15 protein-coding genes are annotated in these 20,577 nt (G+C 71.2%); 7 read left to right on the forward strand and 8 right to left on the reverse strand.

The features are described from left to right. The first annotated feature begins 1 nt into the window (after position 1). Positions 2-2,842: an NHLP bacteriocin export ABC transporter permease/ATPase subunit gene (locus tag OP79_RS06315; RefSeq protein ID WP_051744444.1), complete on the forward strand. Its 2,841-nt coding sequence runs from the start codon at positions 2-4 to the stop codon at positions 2,840-2,842. 85 nt (positions 2,843-2,927) lie between these two features. Here the strand turns inward: OP79_RS06315 and OP79_RS06320 are convergent, their stop codons facing one another. Beyond that, complete coding sequence (locus OP79_RS06320; RefSeq protein WP_078491639.1) at positions 2,928-5,993, reverse strand: helix-turn-helix transcriptional regulator; 3,066 nt, start codon at positions 5,991-5,993, stop codon at positions 2,928-2,930. 232 nt (positions 5,994-6,225) lie between these two features. On the opposite strand from OP79_RS06320, the gene OP79_RS06325 reads away from it, so the two are divergent. The 3 genes from OP79_RS06325 to OP79_RS06335 all read left to right on the forward strand — a co-directional run bounded on the left by OP79_RS06325 (position 6,226) and on the right by OP79_RS06335 (position 8,259). Beyond that, the gene (locus tag OP79_RS06325; protein ID WP_051744445.1) at positions 6,226-6,864 is read left to right on the forward strand and encodes a hypothetical protein; all 639 of its coding nucleotides are present in this window, start codon (positions 6,226-6,228) and stop codon (positions 6,862-6,864) included. A gap of 34 nt (positions 6,865-6,898) precedes the next feature. Beyond that, positions 6,899-7,654, forward strand: a complete 756-nt coding sequence (locus tag OP79_RS06330) for a dienelactone hydrolase family protein (RefSeq protein WP_051744446.1) — start codon at positions 6,899-6,901, stop codon at positions 7,652-7,654. A gap of 107 nt (positions 7,655-7,761) precedes the next feature. After that, complete coding sequence (locus OP79_RS06335; RefSeq protein ID WP_033318986.1) at positions 7,762-8,259, forward strand: methyltransferase family protein; 498 nt, start codon at positions 7,762-7,764, stop codon at positions 8,257-8,259. Between the two features lie 33 nt (positions 8,260-8,292). Here the strand turns inward: OP79_RS06335 and OP79_RS06340 are convergent, their stop codons facing one another. Continuing rightward, on the reverse strand, positions 8,293-8,829 hold the full coding sequence (locus OP79_RS06340; RefSeq protein ID WP_033318987.1) for an SRPBCC family protein: 537 nt from the start codon (positions 8,827-8,829) through the stop codon (positions 8,293-8,295). Positions 8,830-8,835: 6 nt separating this feature from the next. Then, positions 8,836-9,177, reverse strand: coding sequence for an ArsR/SmtB family transcription factor (locus tag OP79_RS06345; RefSeq protein WP_033318988.1), 342 nt, complete (start codon positions 9,175-9,177; stop codon positions 8,836-8,838). Between the two features lie 206 nt (positions 9,178-9,383). Between OP79_RS06345 and OP79_RS06350 the strand changes: the two genes are divergently transcribed. Both OP79_RS06350 and OP79_RS06355 read left to right on the forward strand, forming a co-directional pair. Beyond that, entirely contained in the window at positions 9,384-11,360 is a 1,977-nt protein-coding gene (locus OP79_RS06350; protein WP_033318989.1) for an RICIN domain-containing protein, read from the forward strand. Between the two features lie 47 nt (positions 11,361-11,407). Further along, complete coding sequence (locus OP79_RS06355) at positions 11,408-12,754, forward strand: glycoside hydrolase family 43 protein (RefSeq protein ID WP_051744465.1); 1,347 nt, start codon at positions 11,408-11,410, stop codon at positions 12,752-12,754. Here OP79_RS06355 and OP79_RS06360 read toward each other — a convergent pair. The 4 genes from OP79_RS06360 to OP79_RS06375 form a co-directional block, all read right to left on the reverse strand. Beyond that, entirely contained in the window at positions 12,748-14,073 is a 1,326-nt protein-coding gene (locus OP79_RS06360; RefSeq protein ID WP_078491641.1) for an MDR family MFS transporter, read from the reverse strand. The two genes, OP79_RS06355 and OP79_RS06360, sit on opposite strands and share 7 nt — an antisense overlap. Next, the gene (locus tag OP79_RS06365; protein ID WP_245685234.1) at positions 14,070-15,911 is read right to left on the reverse strand and encodes an ABC transporter permease subunit; all 1,842 of its coding nucleotides are present in this window, start codon (positions 15,909-15,911) and stop codon (positions 14,070-14,072) included. The genes OP79_RS06360 and OP79_RS06365 overlap by 4 nt, the downstream gene beginning before the upstream one ends. 15 nt (positions 15,912-15,926) lie before the next feature. Beyond that, complete coding sequence (locus OP79_RS06370) at positions 15,927-17,420, reverse strand: ABC transporter substrate-binding protein (RefSeq protein WP_033318991.1); 1,494 nt, start codon at positions 17,418-17,420, stop codon at positions 15,927-15,929. A 68-nt stretch (positions 17,421-17,488) separates the two neighbouring features. Beyond that, positions 17,489-18,022: a GNAT family N-acetyltransferase gene (locus OP79_RS06375; protein ID WP_033319159.1), complete on the reverse strand. Its 534-nt coding sequence runs from the start codon at positions 18,020-18,022 to the stop codon at positions 17,489-17,491. 213 nt (positions 18,023-18,235) lie between these two features. On the opposite strand from OP79_RS06375, the gene OP79_RS06380 reads away from it, so the two are divergent. Continuing rightward, positions 18,236-18,676 carry an STAS domain-containing protein gene (locus tag OP79_RS06380; RefSeq protein WP_033318992.1) on the forward strand — a complete coding sequence of 147 codons (441 nt, stop codon included), beginning with the start codon at positions 18,236-18,238 and terminating at the stop codon, positions 18,674-18,676. Here the strand turns inward: OP79_RS06380 and OP79_RS06385 are convergent. Next, complete coding sequence (locus OP79_RS06385; RefSeq protein ID WP_051744447.1) at positions 18,594-20,564, reverse strand: DUF2264 domain-containing protein; 1,971 nt, start codon at positions 20,562-20,564, stop codon at positions 18,594-18,596. The two genes, OP79_RS06380 and OP79_RS06385, sit on opposite strands and share 83 nt — an antisense overlap. Between the last annotated feature and the right edge of the window lie 13 nt (positions 20,565-20,577).

Consider the following 20,577-nt stretch of genomic DNA (forward strand, 5'->3'; position numbering starts at 1 on the left):
GATGACATCCGTACCCGACCAGCAGCATCAACAGCCCGTCGCCGAGGGCGACTACGTGCTCGCCGCGCTCGGCGGCATGGGCACTCCGGTCGACGGCTCCGGCCTCACCCGCCTGGACCTCGAAGGCCCGCACGTGCTGTGGCTCGTCGCCTCCGGCGCCATGGACCTCTTCGCGGTCGACGCGGTCCAGCAGGGCCACTGGCACCACCTCGGCCGCCTCGAAGCGGGCACACTGCTGCTCGGCCCGGTCGCGGGACCGCAGCACAGCCTCGTCGGCAGGCCCCTGCGCGAGTGCGTCCTGCGCCGTATCGAAATGCGCGAGCTGTACCAGCCGCCGCAGACCGAGACATGGACGTACGACCCGTACGGCAACCCCGTGTTCGTACCCCCGGCCACCAGCCCCCTGGAGTACGCCCTCTCCCTGGGTGTCGGCCGGGGCCTGGCCATCCTCTTCGAGGCGCCCCTCGCGACCGAGCGGGGCGCGGCCCTGACCGACGACGACATCCTGTGGATGCAGGTGCCGCCGGGCAGTGTGCAGTACGGGGCGGTGTACGGCGCCGAGGCCGCCGCCGATCTGCTGGTGGACCCGGCGATGTGGCAGGCCATGGTCGACCAGCAGTACCGGCTGCTCGCCACCCTCGACCGCTGGATCGAGCAGCTGGAACGCACCCACGAGGACCGTACGGCCGAGGGCATCAAGGCCGGTGAGGAGGTCCGCGCTCGGGCCGACCGCACCCTGATCGCCTCCATCTCCAAGCGCTCGTCATCGACCGGGCCCGCGGCGGACGCCGACGCCACCTACGCCGCCTGCAAGCTCGTCGCCCGCGCGGCCGGGCTCGCGCTCGCGGACCCCGCGCAGAGTGGCACGGAGAGCGACCGGCTCGACCCCGTCGAGCGGATCGCGCTCGCTTCCCGCGTCCGCACCCGGGCCGTACGCCTGGACGGGCGCTGGTGGCGCGACAACATCGGTCCGCTGGTCGGCCACCGGTCCGCGTCCGGCGCCCCGGTCGCCTTGCTGTGGCGGCGCGGCGGCTATGTGGCCGTGCACCCGAGCGGTCGTGAGACACCGGTCGAGAAGGCCAACGTGGCGGAGTTCGAGCCGCGCGCCGTCATGTTCTACCGGCCGCTGCCGGAACGCCGGCTGGGCCCGCTCGGTCTGCTGCGGTTCAGCCTCCGCGGCACCGGCGGCGATCTGCGCAATCTCGCGCTCAGCGGACTTGTCACGGTGGCGCTGGGCGCGCTGGTGCCGATCGCGACCGGGCAGGTGCTCGGGGTCTATGTGCCGAAGGCCCAGGAGAACCTGATCGTGCAGTTCTGTCTGGCCATCATGATCGCCAGTGTGGTGTCGGCGGCGTTCATGCTGATGCAGAACCTCACCATCCTGCGGATGGAGGGGCGTATCGAGGCCACGCTCCAACCCGCCGTGTGGGACCGGCTGCTCAGGCTGCCCACGAAGTTCTTCACCGCGCGCTCGACCGGCGAACTGGCCAGCGCCGCCATGGGCATCAGCTCGATGCGCCGGATGATGGCGGGCATCGGCCCGGTCGTCGTCCAGGCGGGCACGGTCGGCCTGATGAACCTCGTCCTGCTGCTCGTGTACAGCGTCCCGATGGCGCTGGCCGCGATCGGCATGCTCGTCGTGATCGCCGCGGTGTTCCTCGGGCTCGGACTGTGGCAGGTGCGCTGGCAGCGCCGCCTCGTCGTGCTGAGCAACAAGCTCAACAACCAGGCCTTCCAGACGCTGCGGGGCCTGCCCAAACTGCGGGTCGCGGCGGCCGAGAACTACGCGTACGCGGCCTGGGCGAGCGAGTTCGCCCGCAGCCGTGAGCTGCAGCAGCGGGTCGGGCGGATCAAGAACCTCAACACCGTGCTGGGCGCGGTGTATCTGCCGCTCAGCTCGCTGATCATCTTCATGCTCCTTGCGGGACCGGCACGCGGGTCGATGTCGGCCGGCGCCTTTCTGACCTTCACCACCTCGATGACCATGCTGCTGACCTCGGTGACCCAGCTGACCGGCGCGTTCGTCTCGGCGGTCGCCGCGCTGCCGATGTTCGAGGAGATCAAGCCGGTCCTCGACGCGACGCCCGAGGTCCGTGTGGCGAGCACCCGCCCCGCCGCGCTGTCCGGCGCCATCGAGGCGAAGAAACTGTCCTTCCGGTACACCGACGACGGCCCGCTCGTCCTGGACGATGTGTCCTTCGCGATCCGGCCGGGCGAGTTCGTGGCGATCGTCGGCCCGAGCGGCTGCGGCAAGTCCACTCTGCTGCGGCTGCTGATCGGCTTCGACAAACCGGTCTCGGGCAGCGTCCTGTACGACGGTCAGGACCTGGCGGCCCTCGACCAGTCGGCCGTACGCCGTCAGTGCGGTGTCGTCCTCCAGCACGCGCAGCCGTTCACCGGCTCGATCCTGGACTGCATCTGCGGCACCGAACCGTACACACCCGAGGAGGCCATGGCCGCCGCCGAGATGGCCGGACTCGCCGAGGACATCAAGCGCATGCCGATGGGCCTGCACACCATCGTCTCCGGCAGCGGCGCGATCTCGGGCGGCCAGCGCCAGCGGCTCATGATCGCCCAGGCGTTGATCCGCCGACCGCGCATCCTCTTCTTCGACGAGGCCACCAGCGCCCTGGACAACGAGACGCAGCGCACCGTCATCGAGAGCACCCACGCCCTGAACGCCACACGTGTCGTGATCGCGCACCGACTGTCGACCGTGCTCGACGCGGACCGCGTCATCGTCATGTCCGAGGGCCGCGTGGTGCAGCAGGGCCCGCCCGCGCAGCTGCTCGCCGACACGGGCGGACGCCTGCACGAGCTGGTACGACGCCAGATGGCGTGAGCGCTACTCAAGTCCCGTACGAGCGCTGCGGGTTCAGGCACTGGGATGCGTTCCCCGGGCGGTCGGGTGCCGGCGCGCACCGGAGTCACTGCCCGTGCGCGTACCGGCGAGCCAGGGTGCGCAGGGCGGTCCTGCTGTTCTGGCCGGTGCGGTCGCGGAGACTCGCCAGGTGCTTTTCGACGGTGCGTGGCGAGAGGAAGAGCTGCTCGGCGATCTCCTGGTTGCCCAGCCCCCGGCCGAGCAGGCGCAGCACCTCGTACTCCCGGGCCGTCACCCCCGTCCGCCGCAGCTCCTGCGGAATCGTGTCGTGGCCCTCACGGCGGCGGGGAACGGGAGAGCCCGCTTCCCGTAGCAGGGCGCGGCAGGCCGCCGACACCCGTGTCGTGCCCCGGTCATGGAAGAAGTGCTCGGCGGCGCGCAGCCACTCGACGGGCCTCCCCCAGTTGTCGGTGAGTGCCGCCTGAGCGCCCAGGCGCAGACACAGGTGGCGGGCCAGGGGTATGACGTCCGTCCCGGCCAGGGCCTCCTCGGCCGCCTTGGCGGCCTCGGCGGCGCGGCCTTCGCGGCCCAGGAGCACGGCCCGGGACCAGCCGACGTAGGGCCGGTCCGAGTGGGCCTCGGAGAGCCGGCCGGCGACGGCCCCGTCCAGCTCTGCCCAGCCGGCCGCGCCCCGTACAGTCCGCAGGAGCAGGTACGGGCCCAGGAAACCGGTGACTCCCCGGGTGCTGGGCAATGCCTTCATGACCTGGTCCGCGTCGGTGAACTCGGCCATCGCCCGGTCGTGTTCCTCCCTCAGCAGGGAGCAGATGCCCTGGGCCCAGCCCCACACGGAGGTGTCGGCGTAGCCCCAGACCGCTCCGGCGCTCCCGCCGGCCAGTGCGTTCTGAAGGACGTGCAGCGCGGTCTGAAGTTTCTCCCGCTCCCCACGGACGGCGGCGATGATGCCGTCCACTCCGGCACCGAGCAGCTCCACTTCGTCCAGCCGCAGTCTGCGAGCCGTCACCCGGAGCCGCCGGGCGGAATCCGCGGCCTCGTCCAGTTCGTCGCGCAGCACATGGGCCAGCGTCAGATGCATGTCGGCCCAGGCCGTCATCAGCACCGCGCCGGTCTCGTCGGCCGCCTTCCTCGCGGCCAGCAGCCGTTCGATCCCCGTGAACCGGACCCGGTCGAGCGCGCCGAGTTCCAGCAGGCCGCGTATCCGCCAGACCGGCAGCCCATGGGTCTCGGCCGTGGCCACCAGGCGTTCAAACACCTTTTCCGACTCGGCCAGGTCCAGGGGCCTCAGGCAGTACCCGAGCATGTTCAGCGCCTTGCAGCTCACTTCCGGCAGCCCGACCGCCTCGGCGGTCGCCACGGCTCCTTCGGCCAGGGCTCTGGCGCTCTCCAGCCGGTCCGGGCGCTGCGAATTGAGCATCAGGTGCGCGGCGACCGCGTCCAGGGCCGCGCGGGACGCCGGGTCGGGCTCGGCGCCGAGCAGCTCTCGGGCCCGCCGGACGGCGGTCAGTCCCTCCTCCCAGCGCTGGACGGTGGCCGCGGCCCCGGCCTGCGTCAGGAAACCCGCGGCTCGCCGGGCGGGCGGCGCGCCCCACGCGGTCAGAATGTGGTCCAGCCGGTCGCCGAGTTCCGGGACGCGCTGGACGTCGCCCGTGAGGACGAGTGTCCGCAGCAGTTCCTCCAGCAGCCGGGCCACGGCCTCGGGCGGGGCGTCCGTGGCGTCGGCGGTCAACTCCAGGCCCCGGTCGAGGAGTTCCACCGCGGTCAGCAGCGCGCCCCGCTGGACCGCCTGCCGGCCGGCTCGGGTGAGCAGTACGGCCGCCCGTGCCCGCTGCCCACCGGCGACGCACAGCTCCGCGGCCAGGCGGTACAGGTCGTCGCCCGAGTCACCGCCGATCAGACCGTGGGGCTCGCCGGGCCGGCCTGCGCCTCCCGTCCTCCGCTCCGACGCGTCGGTGGACTCGGTCGCGTGGTTCGCGTGGGCGGACTCGGCCGCGTGGCCGGACTCGATGGCATCGGCGGCGGCGAGACAGAGCGCCGCCCGTTCCGCGGGCAGCAGCCGGTGGGCGATGGCGTCGGCGGTCAGGGCGTGGCGGAAGGTGTGCCAGCCGGGTTGCTCCGCGGTGGGGCCGTGGGTGGTGCCGTCGGCGACCAGGTGAGCGCGTGCCGCGTGCCGCAGCTGGCGGTGTGCCGTCGGCCGGTCGAGTCCGGCGACACGGGCGGCGACGTCCACGGGGAAGCGCCTGCCCAGGACGGCCGCCGCTTCCAGGAGCGTGACTCCGGGCGGTTCCAGGTGGTCCACGCGCTGGAGGACGGCGGCGGCGACCGTCGCGGGTACTCCGGCGTTCAGCGCGCCGGTCACCGTCCAGCCGGCGCCCTGCCGCTGGACGAGATCGCCGCTGTCGACCATGGCCCGCAGTAGTTCCTCCACCACGAAGGGGACGCCATCGGAGACGGAGTGCAGCCGGTCCAGTACGGCCGCCGGTACCGCGCCCGCGTCGTCGTTGCCCAGACAGCGGGCGGCCAGTTCCGCCGTTTGGGCGGGCCCGAGACGGGCGAGGCGCACGGTGCGGGCCGTACGGCGGGAGGCCGCGGCCTCGGCGAGGTCGAGGGCGGGTCCGGGCCCGCCGCGCAGGGTGGCCAGCAGGACGGCACGCTGGCCGGGGAGGTTGTCTGTGAGGTAGTCGACGATGGTGAGCGTGTCGGCGTCCGCGTCGTGCAGGTCCTCCAGCACCAGCACGCAGCCGCCGGTGCGTCCGAGGACATCCAGGAGCCGCAGCACCGCCTCCGCGTAGCCCACCAGCGGCGCACCGTCCTGCGGCGCCAGCCCGCACAGCCGCGACAGCAGCGGCTCGTAGGGGCCCAAGTCCCCGTCCGCGGGTGCCCCTTCACCCCGCAGCCCGGAGAACACGGCCTCCGCCAGCGGGCGCAACGGCACCGCGCGCCCGGCGGACGCGGCCCGCCCGCGCAGCACCCGTAACCCGGTGCGTACGGCCGCGGCCGCGGCCTCCTCGACCAGACGCGACTTGCCGATGCCCGGCTCGCCCAGCACGAACACCGACGAGCCCCGCCCTTCGCCCGCCGACCGGCCTGCCTCGGTCAGCAGGTCCAGCTCCGGTCCTCTGCCGACCAGCGTCGGTGACGACAACGACGACACTCAGGCCCCCTGCGCCCTCTTCCGGGATGCCCCGGCCGCCCCCTCGAATGCTCCTTCGAGTTCAGACAGCGTAATACCCACGAGTCACAGGGGCCGCACCACTAGATGGGGGCTCTTCCCCCATGCCCGCGGCCGAGGCGCACGGCACGCTCTTCTCCAGCAGGTAGGGGGGACAGGGCATGTCCGGGGGACATGCCCTGCTGCTGTTCTTTCTTCGATGGGGGGGGTCCCAATGTCTGTGCTTTCAAGGTCTTCGATTCTGGTCACCGCCGGGGTTCTGGGTGTGGTCCTGTGCGGATGCTCGTCGCTCACCGAAAGCTCGGAAGTTGGTGCCGACACGTCGTCGAAGGGTTCGGCAGCGGACGGGCCGGAGGTGCCGGACTCCGTCCTGGATCTGGAGCGGGTGTGCGCGGACGGGCTCGGTTTCTCGGGGATGCCCACCTACGACCGTACGAAGAAGACCGTGCACCCGGCGATGCTCATGAACAACCCCGGCGACGACTGGTCACAGTTCGAGCCGCCCGCCGGAGACTTCCCCAAGGGCTGGTTCCTCGGCTACTCCGACAAGCCGGCCGCCGCCGAACTGGTCGTCTGCCTCGAGCGCACCAAGGCGACCGCGACCGGCAAGGTGTGCGACATGGAGACCGAGGACGGCAAGCCGCTGAAGATAAGCACGTACAACACCTCGTACCAGCTGAAGGTCGTCGAAGCGCGGACGGGCAAGGCACTGCACGAGTACAACGGTGAGGTCAAGTCCGACGAGTGCCCGGTGTACATCCTCACCTCGGAGGGCGAGGACAAGAACAAGTACTACAACGAAGTGCGGCCCAAGGACTACCGCAAGCGCGTCCAGCCCTTCATCGCGCCGTAAGCCGTCCCGCCCCCACCCTCCCCTGGAGGACAGCGTGCCCGCCACGACCACCACCGTCGATCTCACCGAGTTCAGCGCCGCCCTCGGCGGCTCCCGTCAGCTCAGAGGCCATCTCACCCGGCCCACCGGGCCGGGCCCCTGGCCCGGTGTCGTCGTGATCCATGAGGCCTTGGGCGTCAACGACGTGATGCACCGTCAGGCGGAACGACTGGCGAGAGCCGGGTACCTCGTCGTCATGCCCGACCTGTTCACCGACGGAGGCGCCGTACGCTGCCTGGTGCCGACCTTCCGGGCCGCCCTGTCCGGACATGGCCGAGCCTTCCATGACATCGAGGCGGCCCGTACCCACCTCGCTCGGGATCCCGACTGCACCGGGCGGATCGGCATCATCGGCTTCTGCATGGGCGGTTCCTTCGCCCTCCTCGCCGTGGCCGGCGGCGACTACGACGCCGCCTCCGTCAACTACGGCCGCCTGCCGAAGCATCTCGAACAGGCGCTCACCGGTTCCTGCCCCGTAGTCGCGAGTTACGGAGCCCGCGACCGGACGCTGAAGGGCGCGGCCTCCGATCTGGAGGCGTCACTCGACCGGCTCGGCATCGTCCACGACGTCAAGGAGTATCCGGAGGCCGGCCACTCCTTCCTGAACGACGCCGAGGTCGGGCCACGCGCCCTGCGTCCGCTGATGCGTGTCGCCGGAATCAGGCCGCACCCGGAGTCCGCCGTCGATGCCTGGCGACGCATCGACGGCTTCTTTGCCACGCACCTCAAGTCGGAAAGCCAGGAGGGCTGATCGACCGAGGGGCGGCTGCACGAGCTGGTGCGGCGGCAGATGGCCTGATGGAGCGAAAGAGCCCCACCAGGGTTCACAACTTGTCGTGCGGCGCCCATGGTGACGGTATGCGCAGATCCGCGGCGGCTGTCGGCAGTTCGCTGTTCCTCGCACTCGCGCCCGGCACGGTGGCCGTACTGGTTCCGTGGTGGCTGACGGGTTGGCGGGCAGGGGACTGGTGGCCACCCCTGCGAGGGCTGGGGATCGTGCCGCTGGTGGCGGGCGCGGTGGTACTGCTGTCCGCGTTCGTGCGGTTCGTGGTGGAGGGGCTGGGCACGCCCGCCCCCGTCGCGCCCACCGAGCACCTCGTCGTGGGCGGGCTCTACCGGCACGTACGCAATCCGATGTACGTGGCGGTCGTCGCCGTCATCGCGAGTCAGGCACTGCTGCTGGCGCGGCCGGTGTTGTTCGTCTACGGCGCGCTCGCCGGGCTGGGGATGTGGGCTTTCGCGAGGGGGTACGAGGAGCCGGCGCTCTCGCGGCAGTTCGGCGAGGAGTACGAGCACTACCGGGACGCGGTGCCCGGCTGGTGGCCCCGGCTGCGCCCCTGGCGCGAGCCTGAGTGACGCGCACTCGTGTACGGGCGGTAGCCGACAAGGTCAGCTCGCGTCGTCCATACCGGGGACCGATGCGCCCGAGGGGACTCCGGCCCCGATGTAGCCGCGGTAGAACTCGTGCCACGGCGCGGTGTCACCGGCGTGCGGCCCCTCGAACCGCTCGCCGCGGGCCCATGCGTCAAGGGCCCTGAGGCACACCTCCCAGCCGGCGCCGTTGCGGGCGGCGGTGTTCTCGTCCACCAGCACGTTGGTGAGCGTGAAGCGGGTGCGCTTCTCATCCAACTCCTCGAGGTGGAAGTGGAGTTCGTCGCCTTCCCAGCTGAAGGAGAGGTGCCGGGGTGCGTCGACGGCGAGCACCCGGCCCGTCGAGTCCACCGTGTTGGGGTCGTCGCTGAACTTGATCGTGCCGCCGACGCGCAGCTCGATCTCGGCGCGGGACGGGAACCAGTGGGCCAGTTCGTCCGCGTCGGTCACGAACTGCCAGACGCGGTCGATGGGGTGGTTGTAGGTGCGGGTGAACCGGACGGCCGGGCGGCCGTCGTCCAGGGTGAGGTAGGTGCCGGTGAGTTCGGCGGACATGGTGGCTCAGTCCTTCGGTGAGGGGTCCTCGGTGTCGTCCGGCGGTTCATCGAGGCGTCGGCCCAGCGCGTCGAGGCTTTCGTTCCACAGCTTCCGATAAGGGGCGAGCCAGGCGTCGAGCTCGGCGATGGGCGCCGGTTCGAGTGCGTACACCCGCCGCTGCGCGTCCTGCCGTACGCGCACCAGGCCCGCGTCGCGCAGCACCTTCAGGTGCTTGGACGTGTTCGGCTGGCTCAGTCCACACGCTTCGACGATCTCCCGTACGGGCCGTGGCCGCTCCAGCAGCAGACCGACGATGGCCCGCCGGTGCGGGTCGGCGAGTGCGGTCCACGGGGAGGCGTCGGACATGGATTCAATATGCCCCGTCAGTTATATGCCAGTCAAGTCATACAGGGCTCTGAAGTAGATCGAAACAGCATGTGCCACATTCGTTGACATCCGCCTCACGCGGCTCTACGTTCAGCGCGCTCGGCCGTTCGGTTCACCGATCTGCGTTCGACATATCGACCACACCTCCCGGAGGCCCGCCCCCCTGCCCTCCGGAAAGGAGCCGCATGTTCCCCCCTCGGTTCAGATCCGCCGCCTTGAGAGCACTCTGCCTGGCGACCGTCGCAACGGCCGCCCTGCTCTTCGCCCAACCGGGCCAGAGCCCCGCACCCGAGACCGAACTCGACGCCAGACCCGTCGCAGTGACGAACCGTCAAATAGCCGTACCGGAGGCTCCCATGGGCTGGGCCTCCTGGAACGCCTTCGCCGCGAAGGTGGACTACAACGTCATCAAGCAGCAGGTCGACGCGTTCGTGGCGGCGGGGCTGCCCGAGGCCGGCTACGAGTACATCAACATCGACGAGGGCTGGTGGCAGGGCACCCGCGACAGCGCCGGCAACATCACCATCGACGAGGCCGAGTGGCCCGGCGGCATGAAAGCCATCGCCGACTACATCCACAGCAAGGGCCTGAAGGCGGGCATCTACACCGACGCCGGCAAGGACGGCTGCGGCTACTACTTCCCCACCGGCCGCCCCGCCGCGCCCGGCAGTGGCAGCGAAGGCCACTACGAGCAGGACATGCTCCAGTTCTCCCGGTGGGGCTTCGACTTCGTCAAGGTCGACTGGTGCGGCGGTGACGCCGAGGGCCTCGACCCGAAGACGACCTACCAGGCGATCAGCGACGCCGTGGCCGAGGCCACCGCGACGACCGGACGCCCGCTCGCTCTCTCCCTGTGCAACTGGGGCTACGAGAACCCCTGGAACTGGGCGCCCGGCATGGGCCCGATGTGGCGGACGAACACGGACATCTTCTTCCACGGCAACACACCGTCGTACAGCTCGGTCCTGACCGCCTTCGACCGCAACATCCACCCCACGGCCCAGCACACCGGCTACTACAACGACCCAGACATGATGGTCGCCGGGATGACGGGCCTCACCGCCACCCAGAACCGCAGCCACATGAACCTGTGGGCGATCTCCGGCGCCCCGCTCCTCACCGGCCTCGACCTCACCACCATGACCACCGAGACGGCCAACATCCTCAAGAATCCCGAGGTCATCGCCGTCGACCAGGACACCCGCGGCCTTCAGGGCGTCAAGGTCGCCGAGGACACCTCCGGTCTCCAGGTGTACGGCAAGGTCCTGTCCGGCAACGGCAACCGTGCCGTCGTCCTCCTCAACCGAACGTCGACCACGCAGAACATGACGGTCCGCTGGTCCGACCTCGGTCTGACGAACGCCGCCGCCACGGTCAGGGACCTCTGGGCGCGGCAGAACGTCGGGACGCCCGGCACCAGTTACACCACCAGCGTCCCGGCGGGCGGCTCCGTGATGCTCACGGTCACCGGCGGCACCGAGCAGTCGGCGAGCACGTACAACGGCACGTCCAGCTTCTCCGGCGTGGTCGCCGGGAGCACCGGTCTGAAGACCGTCGACGTCTCCTACACCAACAACACGTCCGCCGCCCGCGTCGGCACCCTCACGGTCAACGGCAGCCAGACCCCCACCAAGGTCTCCTTCCCGCCGACCGGTTCGACCCCCGGCAACATCTCCGTCCAGGTCGGGCTCTCCAAGGGCTCCACCAACACGATCGCCTTCTCCGGCGCGCCCACTCTCGAAGGCATCGTCGTACGGCCACTGCCCGGCACCAACAGCACTCTCATCACCGGTACGGGCTCCGGCCGGTGCGCGGACATCAACGACAACACCCTCGTCAACGGCACCGACGGCCAGCTGTGGGACTGCAACGGCGGCCAGAACCAGGCGTGGACGTACAACACCTCCCGCAAGCAACTGGTGGTGTACGGCAACAAGTGCCTCGACGCCTACAACCGCGGCACCACCAACGGCACCCGGGTCGTCATCTGGGACTGCAACGGCCAGACCAACCAGCAGTGGAACGTCAACAGCGACGGCACCATCACGAACGTCAACGCCGGGCTCTGCCTCGACGCGTACGGCGCGGCCACGGCCAACGGCACCAAGCTCGTGCTGTGGGCCTGCAACGGTCAGAACAACCAGAAGTGGAGTCTGACGTGACCAGCGGACCTCTCTCCTCCGGCCCCTCCCGGCGGCTCTTCCTGAGCATGGCGGCGACCGTTCCCCTGGCCGCGACCGGCGCGCTGACCCTCGGCGCCGGCACCGCCCACGCCGCCGACTCGGCGTACGCCATGGTCTACTTCACCGAGTCCAACACCATGCTGGAGGCCAACTACGGCCTTCACCTGGCCGTCAGCACCGACGGCCTGCGCTGGACGCCGCTGAACCAGAACGCCCCCGTGGTCACCCCGACCGCCGGCGCCGGCGGGCTGCGCGACCCCTTCGTGATGCGCAAGCAGGACGGCACCTTCGTCGTGCTGGCGACGGACCTGAGCGGCACCGACTGGACCCGCAACAGCGTCAACATCCACGTCTGGGACTCGACCGACCTGCGGACCTTCACCGGCTACCGGCTGCTGAAGCTGCACGACATGACCAACACCCACAGCTGGGCGCCGGAGGCGTACTGGGACGCGGGGCGCGGCCAGTACGGCATCCTCTATTCGTCGGTGAACAGCAGCGGCCACAACGTGATCATGGTCAGCTACACCACCGACTTCCGGACCACCACCAACCCCCAGGTCTTCTTCGACCCCGGGTACGACATCATCGACGGCAACCTCACCATCGGTGTCAACGGCGTCAACTACCTGTACTACAAGAGGAACCAGCAGCTCGTCGGAGCGCGGTCGACCTCCCTGAACCCCGGCAGCTTCACCCCGTTCAGCACCCCCGTCGCGCACGGCGGCACCGAGGCGCCGACGGTCGTGAAGTCGCTGACGTCCAACGCCTGGTACCTGTGGGGCGACACCTACACGCCCAACGGCGTCTTCTACGTCTGGCAGTCCAACGACCTCGCCTCCGGCGCCTGGACGGCACTCGACCAGAAGCTCTACACCCAGCCGCTCAACTCCAAGCACTGCGGCATCCACCCGATCACCTCCACCGAGTACACCAACCTGCTCGCGAAGTGGGGCGCGCCCACCTGGAACCGGCTCAAGTCCTACAACTACCCGGCCCATTACGTCCGGCACAGCGGCTTCGCCGGCCGGATCGACGAGTACCCCTTCGACCCGTTCCCGGACTCCCAGTGGAAGCTGGTGCCGGGCCTGGCCGACTCCTCCGGCATCTCCTTCCAGTCCGTCAACTACCCCACCCGCTACCTACGGCACTACAGCTACAACCTGCGGCTCGACGAGAACAACGGCACATCGTCGTTCGCCGCGGACGCCACCTTCGTACGAACGGCCGGGCTCGCGGACTCCTCCTGGGCGTCCTTCCGTTCGTACAACCTCCCGACCCGCTACATCAGGCACAGCGGGTTCGCGCTGCGGATCGACCCGGTCTCGACGGCGACGGAGCGGGCGGACGCGACGTTCCAGGTCGGCTACTGACGCCTGGCCGCCGCTGCCCTCTTCTGGGTGCGGCGGCCCCGTCGCGACGACTCCGGGTGACGAGGCAGCAGGGCGACGGACGCGACGGGGATCGCGGCGAGGACCAGCCAGGGCACGGCGGGTGGCAGGCCCACGTCGAGCAGTGAGCCGGTGCCCGCGCTGCCGACCAGGACGATCAGGCCGGATACGGAGGACAGGGCGCCCATGTAGAGGCCGAGGCGCCCGTCCTCGGCGAGATCCGGCACCCAGGCGCGGGCGGCGGGCGCGACGAGCATCTGGCCGAGCGTGAGCAGCACGACGAAGCCCGCCGCGGGCAGCAGCCCGGCGTTCCCGGTCCACGCGGCGGGCCGCGCCGCGGCCACCACCGCGAACCCGGCGGCGATCAGCAACAACCCCGCGGCCATGGACCGGCGCAGGTCGAGCCGGTCCCCGGCCCAGCGGGTGAGGGGCAGTTGGGCAGTCACGACGAGCAGCGAGGACAGCGCGAACAGCCACGCCAGCGGCGCCTGCGAGCCCGCCGCCCGCTCCACCTCGTCGGGGAGGATCAGATACAGCTGGTTGTACGCCAGCAGGTAGGCGCCGTACGCACAACACAGCGCCAGGAAGCGCCGGTTGCGTACGAGCACGCGGGCCCCGCCCTTGACGGCGACCCGCTGCCGCCCCGGGATGTGCTGGGGCAGCAGCCGGAGATGCCCGGCCAGGACGAGGACGAAGACCCCCGCTCCCGCGAGGCACGCCACCCGGAAGTCCACCCCGAGCAGCAGCGCACCGAGGAACGGACCGACGAACGCCCCGGCCTGCCCGGCCACGGTGAACAGCGCGAGCACGTTCGTACGGGAGCCACCGCCCGCCTCCTCCCACACCACAGCCTGACGGGCGACCTCCGACTCGACGGCCGGGGAGAACAACGCGGCGGCGAACCCGATCAGCAGGACGGCCCCGATGACCGCCCAGGTCCGGTCCGCGTACCCGAGCCAGACGAACCCGGCGATGCGCAGGACACAGCCCGCGAGCACCACGGGCCGTACGCCGTAGCGGTCAGCCAGCGCGCCGCCCACCACGAACAGGCCCTGCTGGCTGAAGGTCCTGAGGCCCAGGACGAGTCCGACCATCCAGCCCGCCATGCCGATCGCGGTGCCGAGGTGTTCGGCGAGGAAGGGCAGAACGGCGTAGAAGCCGATGTTGAAGGCGAGTTGGGTGAGGATCAGCAGGCGGAGCAGCGGGTTCAGCCTGCTCCAGGTACGCAGGCGCGAAGTACCGGCGGCGGCACCGGTCGGCCGGTCCGCCGCCTTGGCCTGCTTGGTGGGCTGCTGGGTCATCGCGACTCCTTGATTGCGGTGGTGGCGGGTTGCTGTGCGGCGGGCGAGGACACGAGTGCGACGCGTGTGGCTGGTGGCTGCGCGGCCAGTGACTTCACGGAGCGTCGGCGTCGCGGCCGACCGGGCCACCGCACCTCTCCCCCTGCCGTCACCGCCACCGCCCCCAGCAGGGCGAGCACGGCGGCCGGGGCCAGGACGGCCCAGGGGGCGCGTTCGGCGTACGGCTGGTTCTCGGCGAGGAGCAATCCCCATTCGGGGGACGGCGGTTGGGCGCCCAGGCCGAGGAAGCCGAGGGCCGCGAGGGCGAGGGCCACGCCCGGCAGGCGCAGGAGGGCGTGGCGGGTGACCGGGGGCAGGACGGCGGGGAGGAGTTCGTGGCGGAGGAGGTAGAGCCGTCCTGCTCCGAGGCCTCGGGTGGCGGTCAAGTGGGTGGTGGCGCGCTCTTGTTGGAGCAGGGCCGAGGTGTGGGCGGAGAGGGGCGCCCAGGCGACGGCGGCCACGGCGAGGGCCGGAGTGGAGGCACCGCTCCCCGAGACTCCGGCGACGAGGAGGCCCGCGAGGACCGGCGGTACGGCGTTGACCGTGTCGAGCAACGGTCCGGACAGCCGCGGCAGCAGCCCCAGTACGACACCCAGCACGAGCGCCGCCGCGCTCACCGCGACGGCCAGGGCCAGCGTGTCCAGCGCGCCGTGTCCGACCCGGGCCAGCACATCGCGGCCGAGCGCGTCCGTGCCGAACGGGTGTGCCCAGGAAGGCGGTTGGAGCCGTGCCGTGGTGTCCAGCTTCTGCGGGTCCCGTGCCAGTCCGAGCGCGATGACGGCGAGCAGCAGCGCGCCGTAGAGGAGGGGCAGTGTCGTGGGACGCGGCGGCGTCGGGCGGTGCAGCGAGGAGAGCGCGCCGTCGCGCAGGGCCGGTCCGACGAGGAGCCGTGCCGCGAGCCGGGCGAGGCCTCCGGCAGCCGCCGCGAGGAGGACGAGGGCAAGGGTGCCGACCTGGAGTACGGGCAGGTCCTGCGCCACCGCGGCCTGCAGGCTCAGCCGTCCGAGCCCGGGGATGTCGAAGATCTGCTCCACGGCGACCGCGCCGCCGGTCAGGCCGACGACGAACAGCCCGAAGTTCGGCAGCAGTCCGGGCACGCAGCGGCGCAGTGCCTGCCGGGCGATGCTCCGGCCGCGGACTCCGCGGGCGGCGGCCGCCAGCGCCCAGGGTTCGGCGAAGGCGCCCGGCAGCATGTCGTCGAGCAGCCGCCCGAGCAGCGCTCCCGCGGGCAGACCCAGCGACAGCGCGGGCAGCACCATCCACTGGGGCCCGTACCAGCCGAGCGCGGGCAGCCAGCCGAGTTGTACGCCGACGACGGCGGCCAGCACGGACGCGGTCAGGAAGTCGGGCAGCGTGGACAGGAGCGCCGAGCCGGTGCCTCCAGAGGGACGCCCGTCGAGTTGCCGCCGCGCCCCGAGCCTCAGCGTCCGCGCGCACACGGCACCCGCCGTGACCACCGCGACGGCCAGTGCCCCGGCCATCAGCAGCAGCGAGACCCCGAGCGCCTGGAGGACCGCGGGCGTGACCTCCGCCCCGGAGATCCACGACCGGCCCGCGTCACCGCGCAGCAGCCCGCCGAGCCAGCTCCCGAGCAGATGCAACGGCCCTGCGTCCAGGCCGAGTTGGGACCGAACGGCCTCCAGTGCCTCGGGCGTGGGGTCACGTTCCGCGGACCGCGCCTTGAGCACGGTGAGCGCCGGATCGGTGCGCGACAGCCACGGCAGTAGCCCGACCCCGCACAACAGCGCACCGACGAGCACGGCACGCCACAGCGGAACGAGCCCCCGTACGACAGTCACGTACTCCGCCGCCCGTCAGCGCCGCGTCCCGACCCCGACGAGACCGCGCTCGTACGGGTCGAGCTGCACACCGCTCACCTCGGCGCCGACGCCGGTGATGATCCGCTGATGGACGAGCGGCACGACCGCGTCCGTGCCGAGGACCGCCGCCTCCGCGGCCATCGCCGCGTCCTGCCGCTTCGCGGTGTCGGTGATCGACTCTGCCGTGGCGACGGCCTTGTCGACCGTCTTGTCGCACAGCAGCGGCAGGTTGTAGCTGCCGTCGCAGGTGAAGTCGCTGGCGAGGACGGAGACGGGGTCGCCGGTGTCGAGCATGGTGTTGCGGGCGGAGACGACCGCGTCGAACTTCCCTTCCAGGGCGTCGCTTTCGAGCCGTGAGTACTCCCGCACCTCCAACTCGACCTTGAATCCGGCCCGTTCGAGCTGCTGCTTGAGCACCTGGGCGGCCTCGGGCAGTTCGGGCCGGTTGTCGTACGTCGCAACGGTGACCGAAGTCCCGTCCGCGCTCCCGGCATTGGCCCGACCGACCGGCTTGACGCGCTTGTCGGCCGCCCAGGTCAGGGCGGGTCCGTAGATTCCGGCGCCAGGATCGGCGTACCCCTCGTACACGCCCTTGGCGAAGGCGGAGGTGTCGATCGCCTCGCGTGCGGCGGCGCGTACCTTCGGGTCCTTGAAGGGGCCTGAGTCGGTGTTGAGCAGCAGGCTCGTGGTGCGTGTGGTGGCCGTGTCGCGGCGGGTCGCCTTGTCCAGGGAGGCGGCCTGCGAGACCGGGACGGCCTCGGCGATGTCGGTCTCGCCGGTGCGCAGCGCGTTCGTACGGGCCGTGCCGTCGGCGATGAACTTCGCGTCGATCCCGGAGGCCTGCGCCCGGCCGCCCCAGTAGTCGTCGAAGCGGTTCAGGGTGGCCGCGGTGGTGCCGGTGACCTTGGTGAGCTCGAAGGGTCCGGTGGCGGTGCCGACGGGGCCGACGGCGTCATTCTTCGCGTACGCCTTCGCCGACAGCACGGCCAGACCGGGGCTCGACAGACGCAGTGGCAGTACGGGATCCGAGTCGGCGCTGGTGACCCGTACCCGTCCGCCGTCCGCGGCCTCGGCGGTCAGTTCGACCCCGGACAGTGCGGCGGTCACGGGCTTGGCGCGGGTGGCCCGGGTGAGGGAGGCGGCGACGGCCTTCGGGGTGACTTCGGTGCCATCCTGGAAGGTGGCCTCGCGCAGGGTGAACAGCCAGCTCCGGTCGTTCTCACGGCTCCACGACTCGGCGAGCGCGGGGACCGCCGTGCCGTTCGCGTCGAGTCGGGTCAGTCCCTCGGTGACGCCGAGGCGGCTGAGGAGGGTGGCGTCGGCGCCGTACGGGGAGTAGTTCTCGGCGGGCGGGAAGGCGAGCGCGACCCGCAGCCGGGAGCCGTCCGAGGTGTCGGAGGCTTCCCCGCCGTCGGAGGCGAAGCAGCCGGTGAGCAGCGGGGCAAGCAGCAGGCCGGCGAGGAACCGACGGCGAGGCAGAGAGCGCATGGTCTCTTTCTTCGTGGGCTTCGTGGGGGTTTTGTGGGGGATGCCGGTGGGTGCGAAGGGTGTTTCCGTCAGGGCAGCGGGACCTCGAAGTGCACGATCCTCTGGCCGCCGCCGGGTTCCTCGCGCTCGTCGAGCACCGCCTTGCCCAGCGAGCGCCAGAACGCCTCGGCGCCCGGCACCGCCGGGTCCGTGTGCAGATAGACGGAGCGGTAACCGCCGTCCGCCGCCGCGAAGTTCAGCAACTCGTCGACCAACTGCCGGGCCAGGCCCCGCCGTCGATGCCCGGGATGGACGTACACGCGGCGCAGCTGGGCGGTCTCGCCCGAGGGGTAACGCTCGGCGAGATGGCGCGGGTTGGGTGGATGGGCCGGCCCGCGGGAGTCGAGCGCGCCGGTCGCGACGACCGTGCCGTCCCGCTCGTCGACCGCGACGAGCAGGATGTGCCGGGCGGGCGCGACATAGGCGTGGTCGAGATCGACGATGTCGCGATGCCAGCGCGGTACGTAGCCGGTGCCGAAGTCGCGGTAGACGGTGTCGAGCATGACGGACCGCGCGCCGTCCAGGTCGTCGGGGGTGGCCGCCTTTATGCAGTAGTCACGCACCTGCACATCATATGCATTAAGCTCCCGGCGTTCCGTCGGGGGCACAATCTGCGGGCCGCCTGTAACCTGACCCCTAAAGTCAATGGTCACGCCCAAGATTCATCAGTTCGGGTGAGATTGGATCTTACGGTCGGCGTGGCGGGGATGGTTCCCGACCTACCGGGTAACTGCCTGGACCAAGCGCGCCCTCCCCTGCACGAGGTGGAGCCCGACATGCCGCCGGAAACCAATGACCGTGCCGCGCAACTGCCCGAGGGCAGTGCGGCGTACTACTCCGGTCTCCCCGCAGTGAACCCGTACGCCCACAGCCGGGTGAGCGGTCCGTTCACCGTGGTCGTGGTGCGCGGCGAGATCGACATGGCGGCGGTCGACGCCCTGACCGAGCACCTGGACGCCGCGACCTCCCGTCCCGTGCCGCAGGTCCTGGTGGACCTGCGGTCCGTCGACTTCCTCGACTGCTCGGGGCTGCGGGTGCTGTGCCGGGCCGAGCGCCGCGCGAAGGAGCGCGGCGGCAGCCTGCGTCTCGTCTCCGATCAGCCCCGCATCCACCGGCTGTTGCGCGTCTCGGGACTCATCGGACGTTTCCCGCCGCTTGCGGAACTTCCTCCTGAGTGCCGTCCGGAAAACGGATCAGGACCCTGCCCTCAGGAGTGACCCGAGCCTCCGCCTGCGCCCTCAACTCCCTTGGCTCACAAGGCCGTTCGGGATCGGCGCTGAGGACGACGAGGCTGACGAGAAGGTGGCTGCGCCCCGGGTGGACGGGCAGCCGGAGGCAAGGCGTGGCCGAGTACTCGCCATAGGCGTTGGCGCCCCTGGCGTGCGCGACCGCACCCTCGGCCGCCTCCCACCCGTGCAGCGCGACGATCGCGCTCGTCAGCCCGTCCCCCGGTCGTCGCGCCAGCGCCCAGCCCTCCCCCGTCGCCTCCTCCAACGGCCCGCTGTCGTCGGCCACGGCCCACCCCCCTTCGCGTACGACCGCTCCGTGCGGCCCTTCGACGCGATGGACCCGCACCTCCCAGGGACCGTGCACCACGCTGGTCGTCTCGATGCGGTGCCCCTCGTCGGTGTCCGGGAGGACAGCGCGGTGCCAGGACGCCGCATGCCGTCCGCTCACGCCGAAGGGATGGATCCGGCCCCGCTGGGAGGCCGCCGTGCCGTCCGCCGTGAGGAGTGCGATGTGGTTGTCGGGGCCGAGAGCGAGATCGTCCGGCGGAGTGTCGGGGGCCGCCGCGCTCGCGTACGCGAGCTTCGCGTAGTGCGGGCTGTCGTCGGCCTCGGCCGGAGGCGGGGGCAGGCGGTCGCTGCCGTGGTTGACCAGTCGTACGATGCCGTCGGCCGCCGTCGAGTGCAGCAGCCAGCCGGGGGCGGGCAGCGCCAGCGTCGAGTCGGAGGTGTCCACCGGTCCTGGCTCCTCGGGCGCCGTCCACACGGGATGGTCGGCGGGCAGCAGCAGACCGAGGAACGCCTTGCTCGCCCAGTACGGCGAGGCGGGCCCCGAGTACCGCTGGGTGACCGGGAGAAAGGGCCGGTACCAGCCGAGGCTCAACAACCCCCGCTCGTCGGGCACTTGGCGCTCCGCGAAGTGCTTCAGCGCGCCGGAGGCGAGGCGCCGGGTGCGTCCCGGCGGCAGCGGGGTGGCGTCCGCGAGCGCTCCGGCCCACAGCGGGGCGACCGTCGCGAAGCGGTACGTCAGCGAGCGGCCCTGGTGGACGGGTGCGCCGTCGGAGCCGAAGAAGTACTGGTACACGCCGAGGAATTCACGCAGGCGGGAGCGGTGGGCGGCGACCAGGGCCGGGTCCGCGCGCGGTCCGGCCATCCGGGCCCACAGGACCGGATACAGGTGCAGGGCCCAGGCGTTGTAGTAGTCGAACTTGCGGCCGTCCCCGTCGGTGTACCAGCCGCCGCCCCGGTACCAGTCCTCCAGGCGCGCAAGCCCTCCGTCGATGTCGGCCCGGCTGTGCGGGGCGTCCACGGAGGCGAGGAACTCCTCCGTGATGACCTGGAAGAGCCGCCAGTTGGAGTCGTTCGCCCGGGCGCCGACGAAGCCGCCGAGCCAGTCGGCCACCCGCTGGCGTACCGGGTCGTCGAGCTTGTCCCAGATCCAGGGGCGGCTCTCGTGCAGAGCGATTGCGATGGAGGCGGCTTCGACCATCGGCTGGGCCCGGTCGGTGATGGGCGGCCAGCGGTCGGCGCCCTCCGGGTCGGTGCCCGCGGCGAGCCCGGCCGCGTACCTCTCGATCAGGGCCTCGGAGACCTGTCCGCCGGAGCCGGCGATGCGGAAAGCGGCGAGCAGAAAGGAGCGCGCGTACCCCTCGAGGCCGTCCGACCAGTCTCCGGAGTGGCTGGCCCGGCCGGGCAGCCGGTAGTGCGCCAACTCCTTTGACGCGTACGGCAGCAGGCCATCCAGCAGGCGGTCGGCGATCGTCTCCCAGTGGGCGCGGGTCCAGCCGGTGACGGGCGAGCCGACGGGGTCGAGGGAGGGCAACTGTGGAAGGTGGGGAAGGTGCGTCGGGTCGGGAAGCGACACATGCGGCGCGGTCATACGGGGGCGGATC

This window comes from Streptomyces yerevanensis, from assembly GCF_000716805.1.
In the GTDB taxonomy this organism is placed as follows: Bacteria; Actinomycetota; Actinomycetes; order Streptomycetales; family Streptomycetaceae; genus Streptomyces; species Streptomyces flaveus.

Coding starts and splice junctions, on each gene's coding strand:
- OP79_RS06350 (WP_033318989.1), top strand. CDS start 9,384: ATGTTCCCCCCTCGGTTCAGATCCGCCGCCTTGAGAGCACTCTGCCTG.
- OP79_RS06380 (WP_033318992.1), top strand. CDS start 18,236: ATGCCGCCGGAAACCAATGACCGTGCCGCGCAACTGCCCGAGGGCAGT.
- OP79_RS06340 (WP_033318987.1), bottom strand. CDS start 8,829: ATGTCCGCCGAACTCACCGGCACCTACCTCACCCTGGACGACGGCCGC.
- OP79_RS06315 (WP_051744444.1), top strand. CDS start 2: ATGACATCCGTACCCGACCAGCAGCATCAACAGCCCGTCGCCGAGGGC.
- OP79_RS06325 (WP_051744445.1), top strand. CDS start 6,226: ATGTCTGTGCTTTCAAGGTCTTCGATTCTGGTCACCGCCGGGGTTCTG.
- OP79_RS06345 (WP_033318988.1), bottom strand. CDS start 9,177: ATGTCCGACGCCTCCCCGTGGACCGCACTCGCCGACCCGCACCGGCGG.
- OP79_RS06385 (WP_051744447.1), bottom strand. CDS start 20,564: ATGACCGCGCCGCATGTGTCGCTTCCCGACCCGACGCACCTTCCCCAC.
- OP79_RS06360 (WP_078491641.1), bottom strand. CDS start 14,073: ATGACCCAGCAGCCCACCAAGCAGGCCAAGGCGGCGGACCGGCCGACC.
- OP79_RS06355 (WP_051744465.1), top strand. CDS start 11,408: ATGGCGGCGACCGTTCCCCTGGCCGCGACCGGCGCGCTGACCCTCGGC.
- OP79_RS06335 (WP_033318986.1), top strand. CDS start 7,762: ATGCGCAGATCCGCGGCGGCTGTCGGCAGTTCGCTGTTCCTCGCACTC.
- OP79_RS06370 (WP_033318991.1), bottom strand. CDS start 17,420: ATGCGCTCTCTGCCTCGCCGTCGGTTCCTCGCCGGCCTGCTGCTTGCC.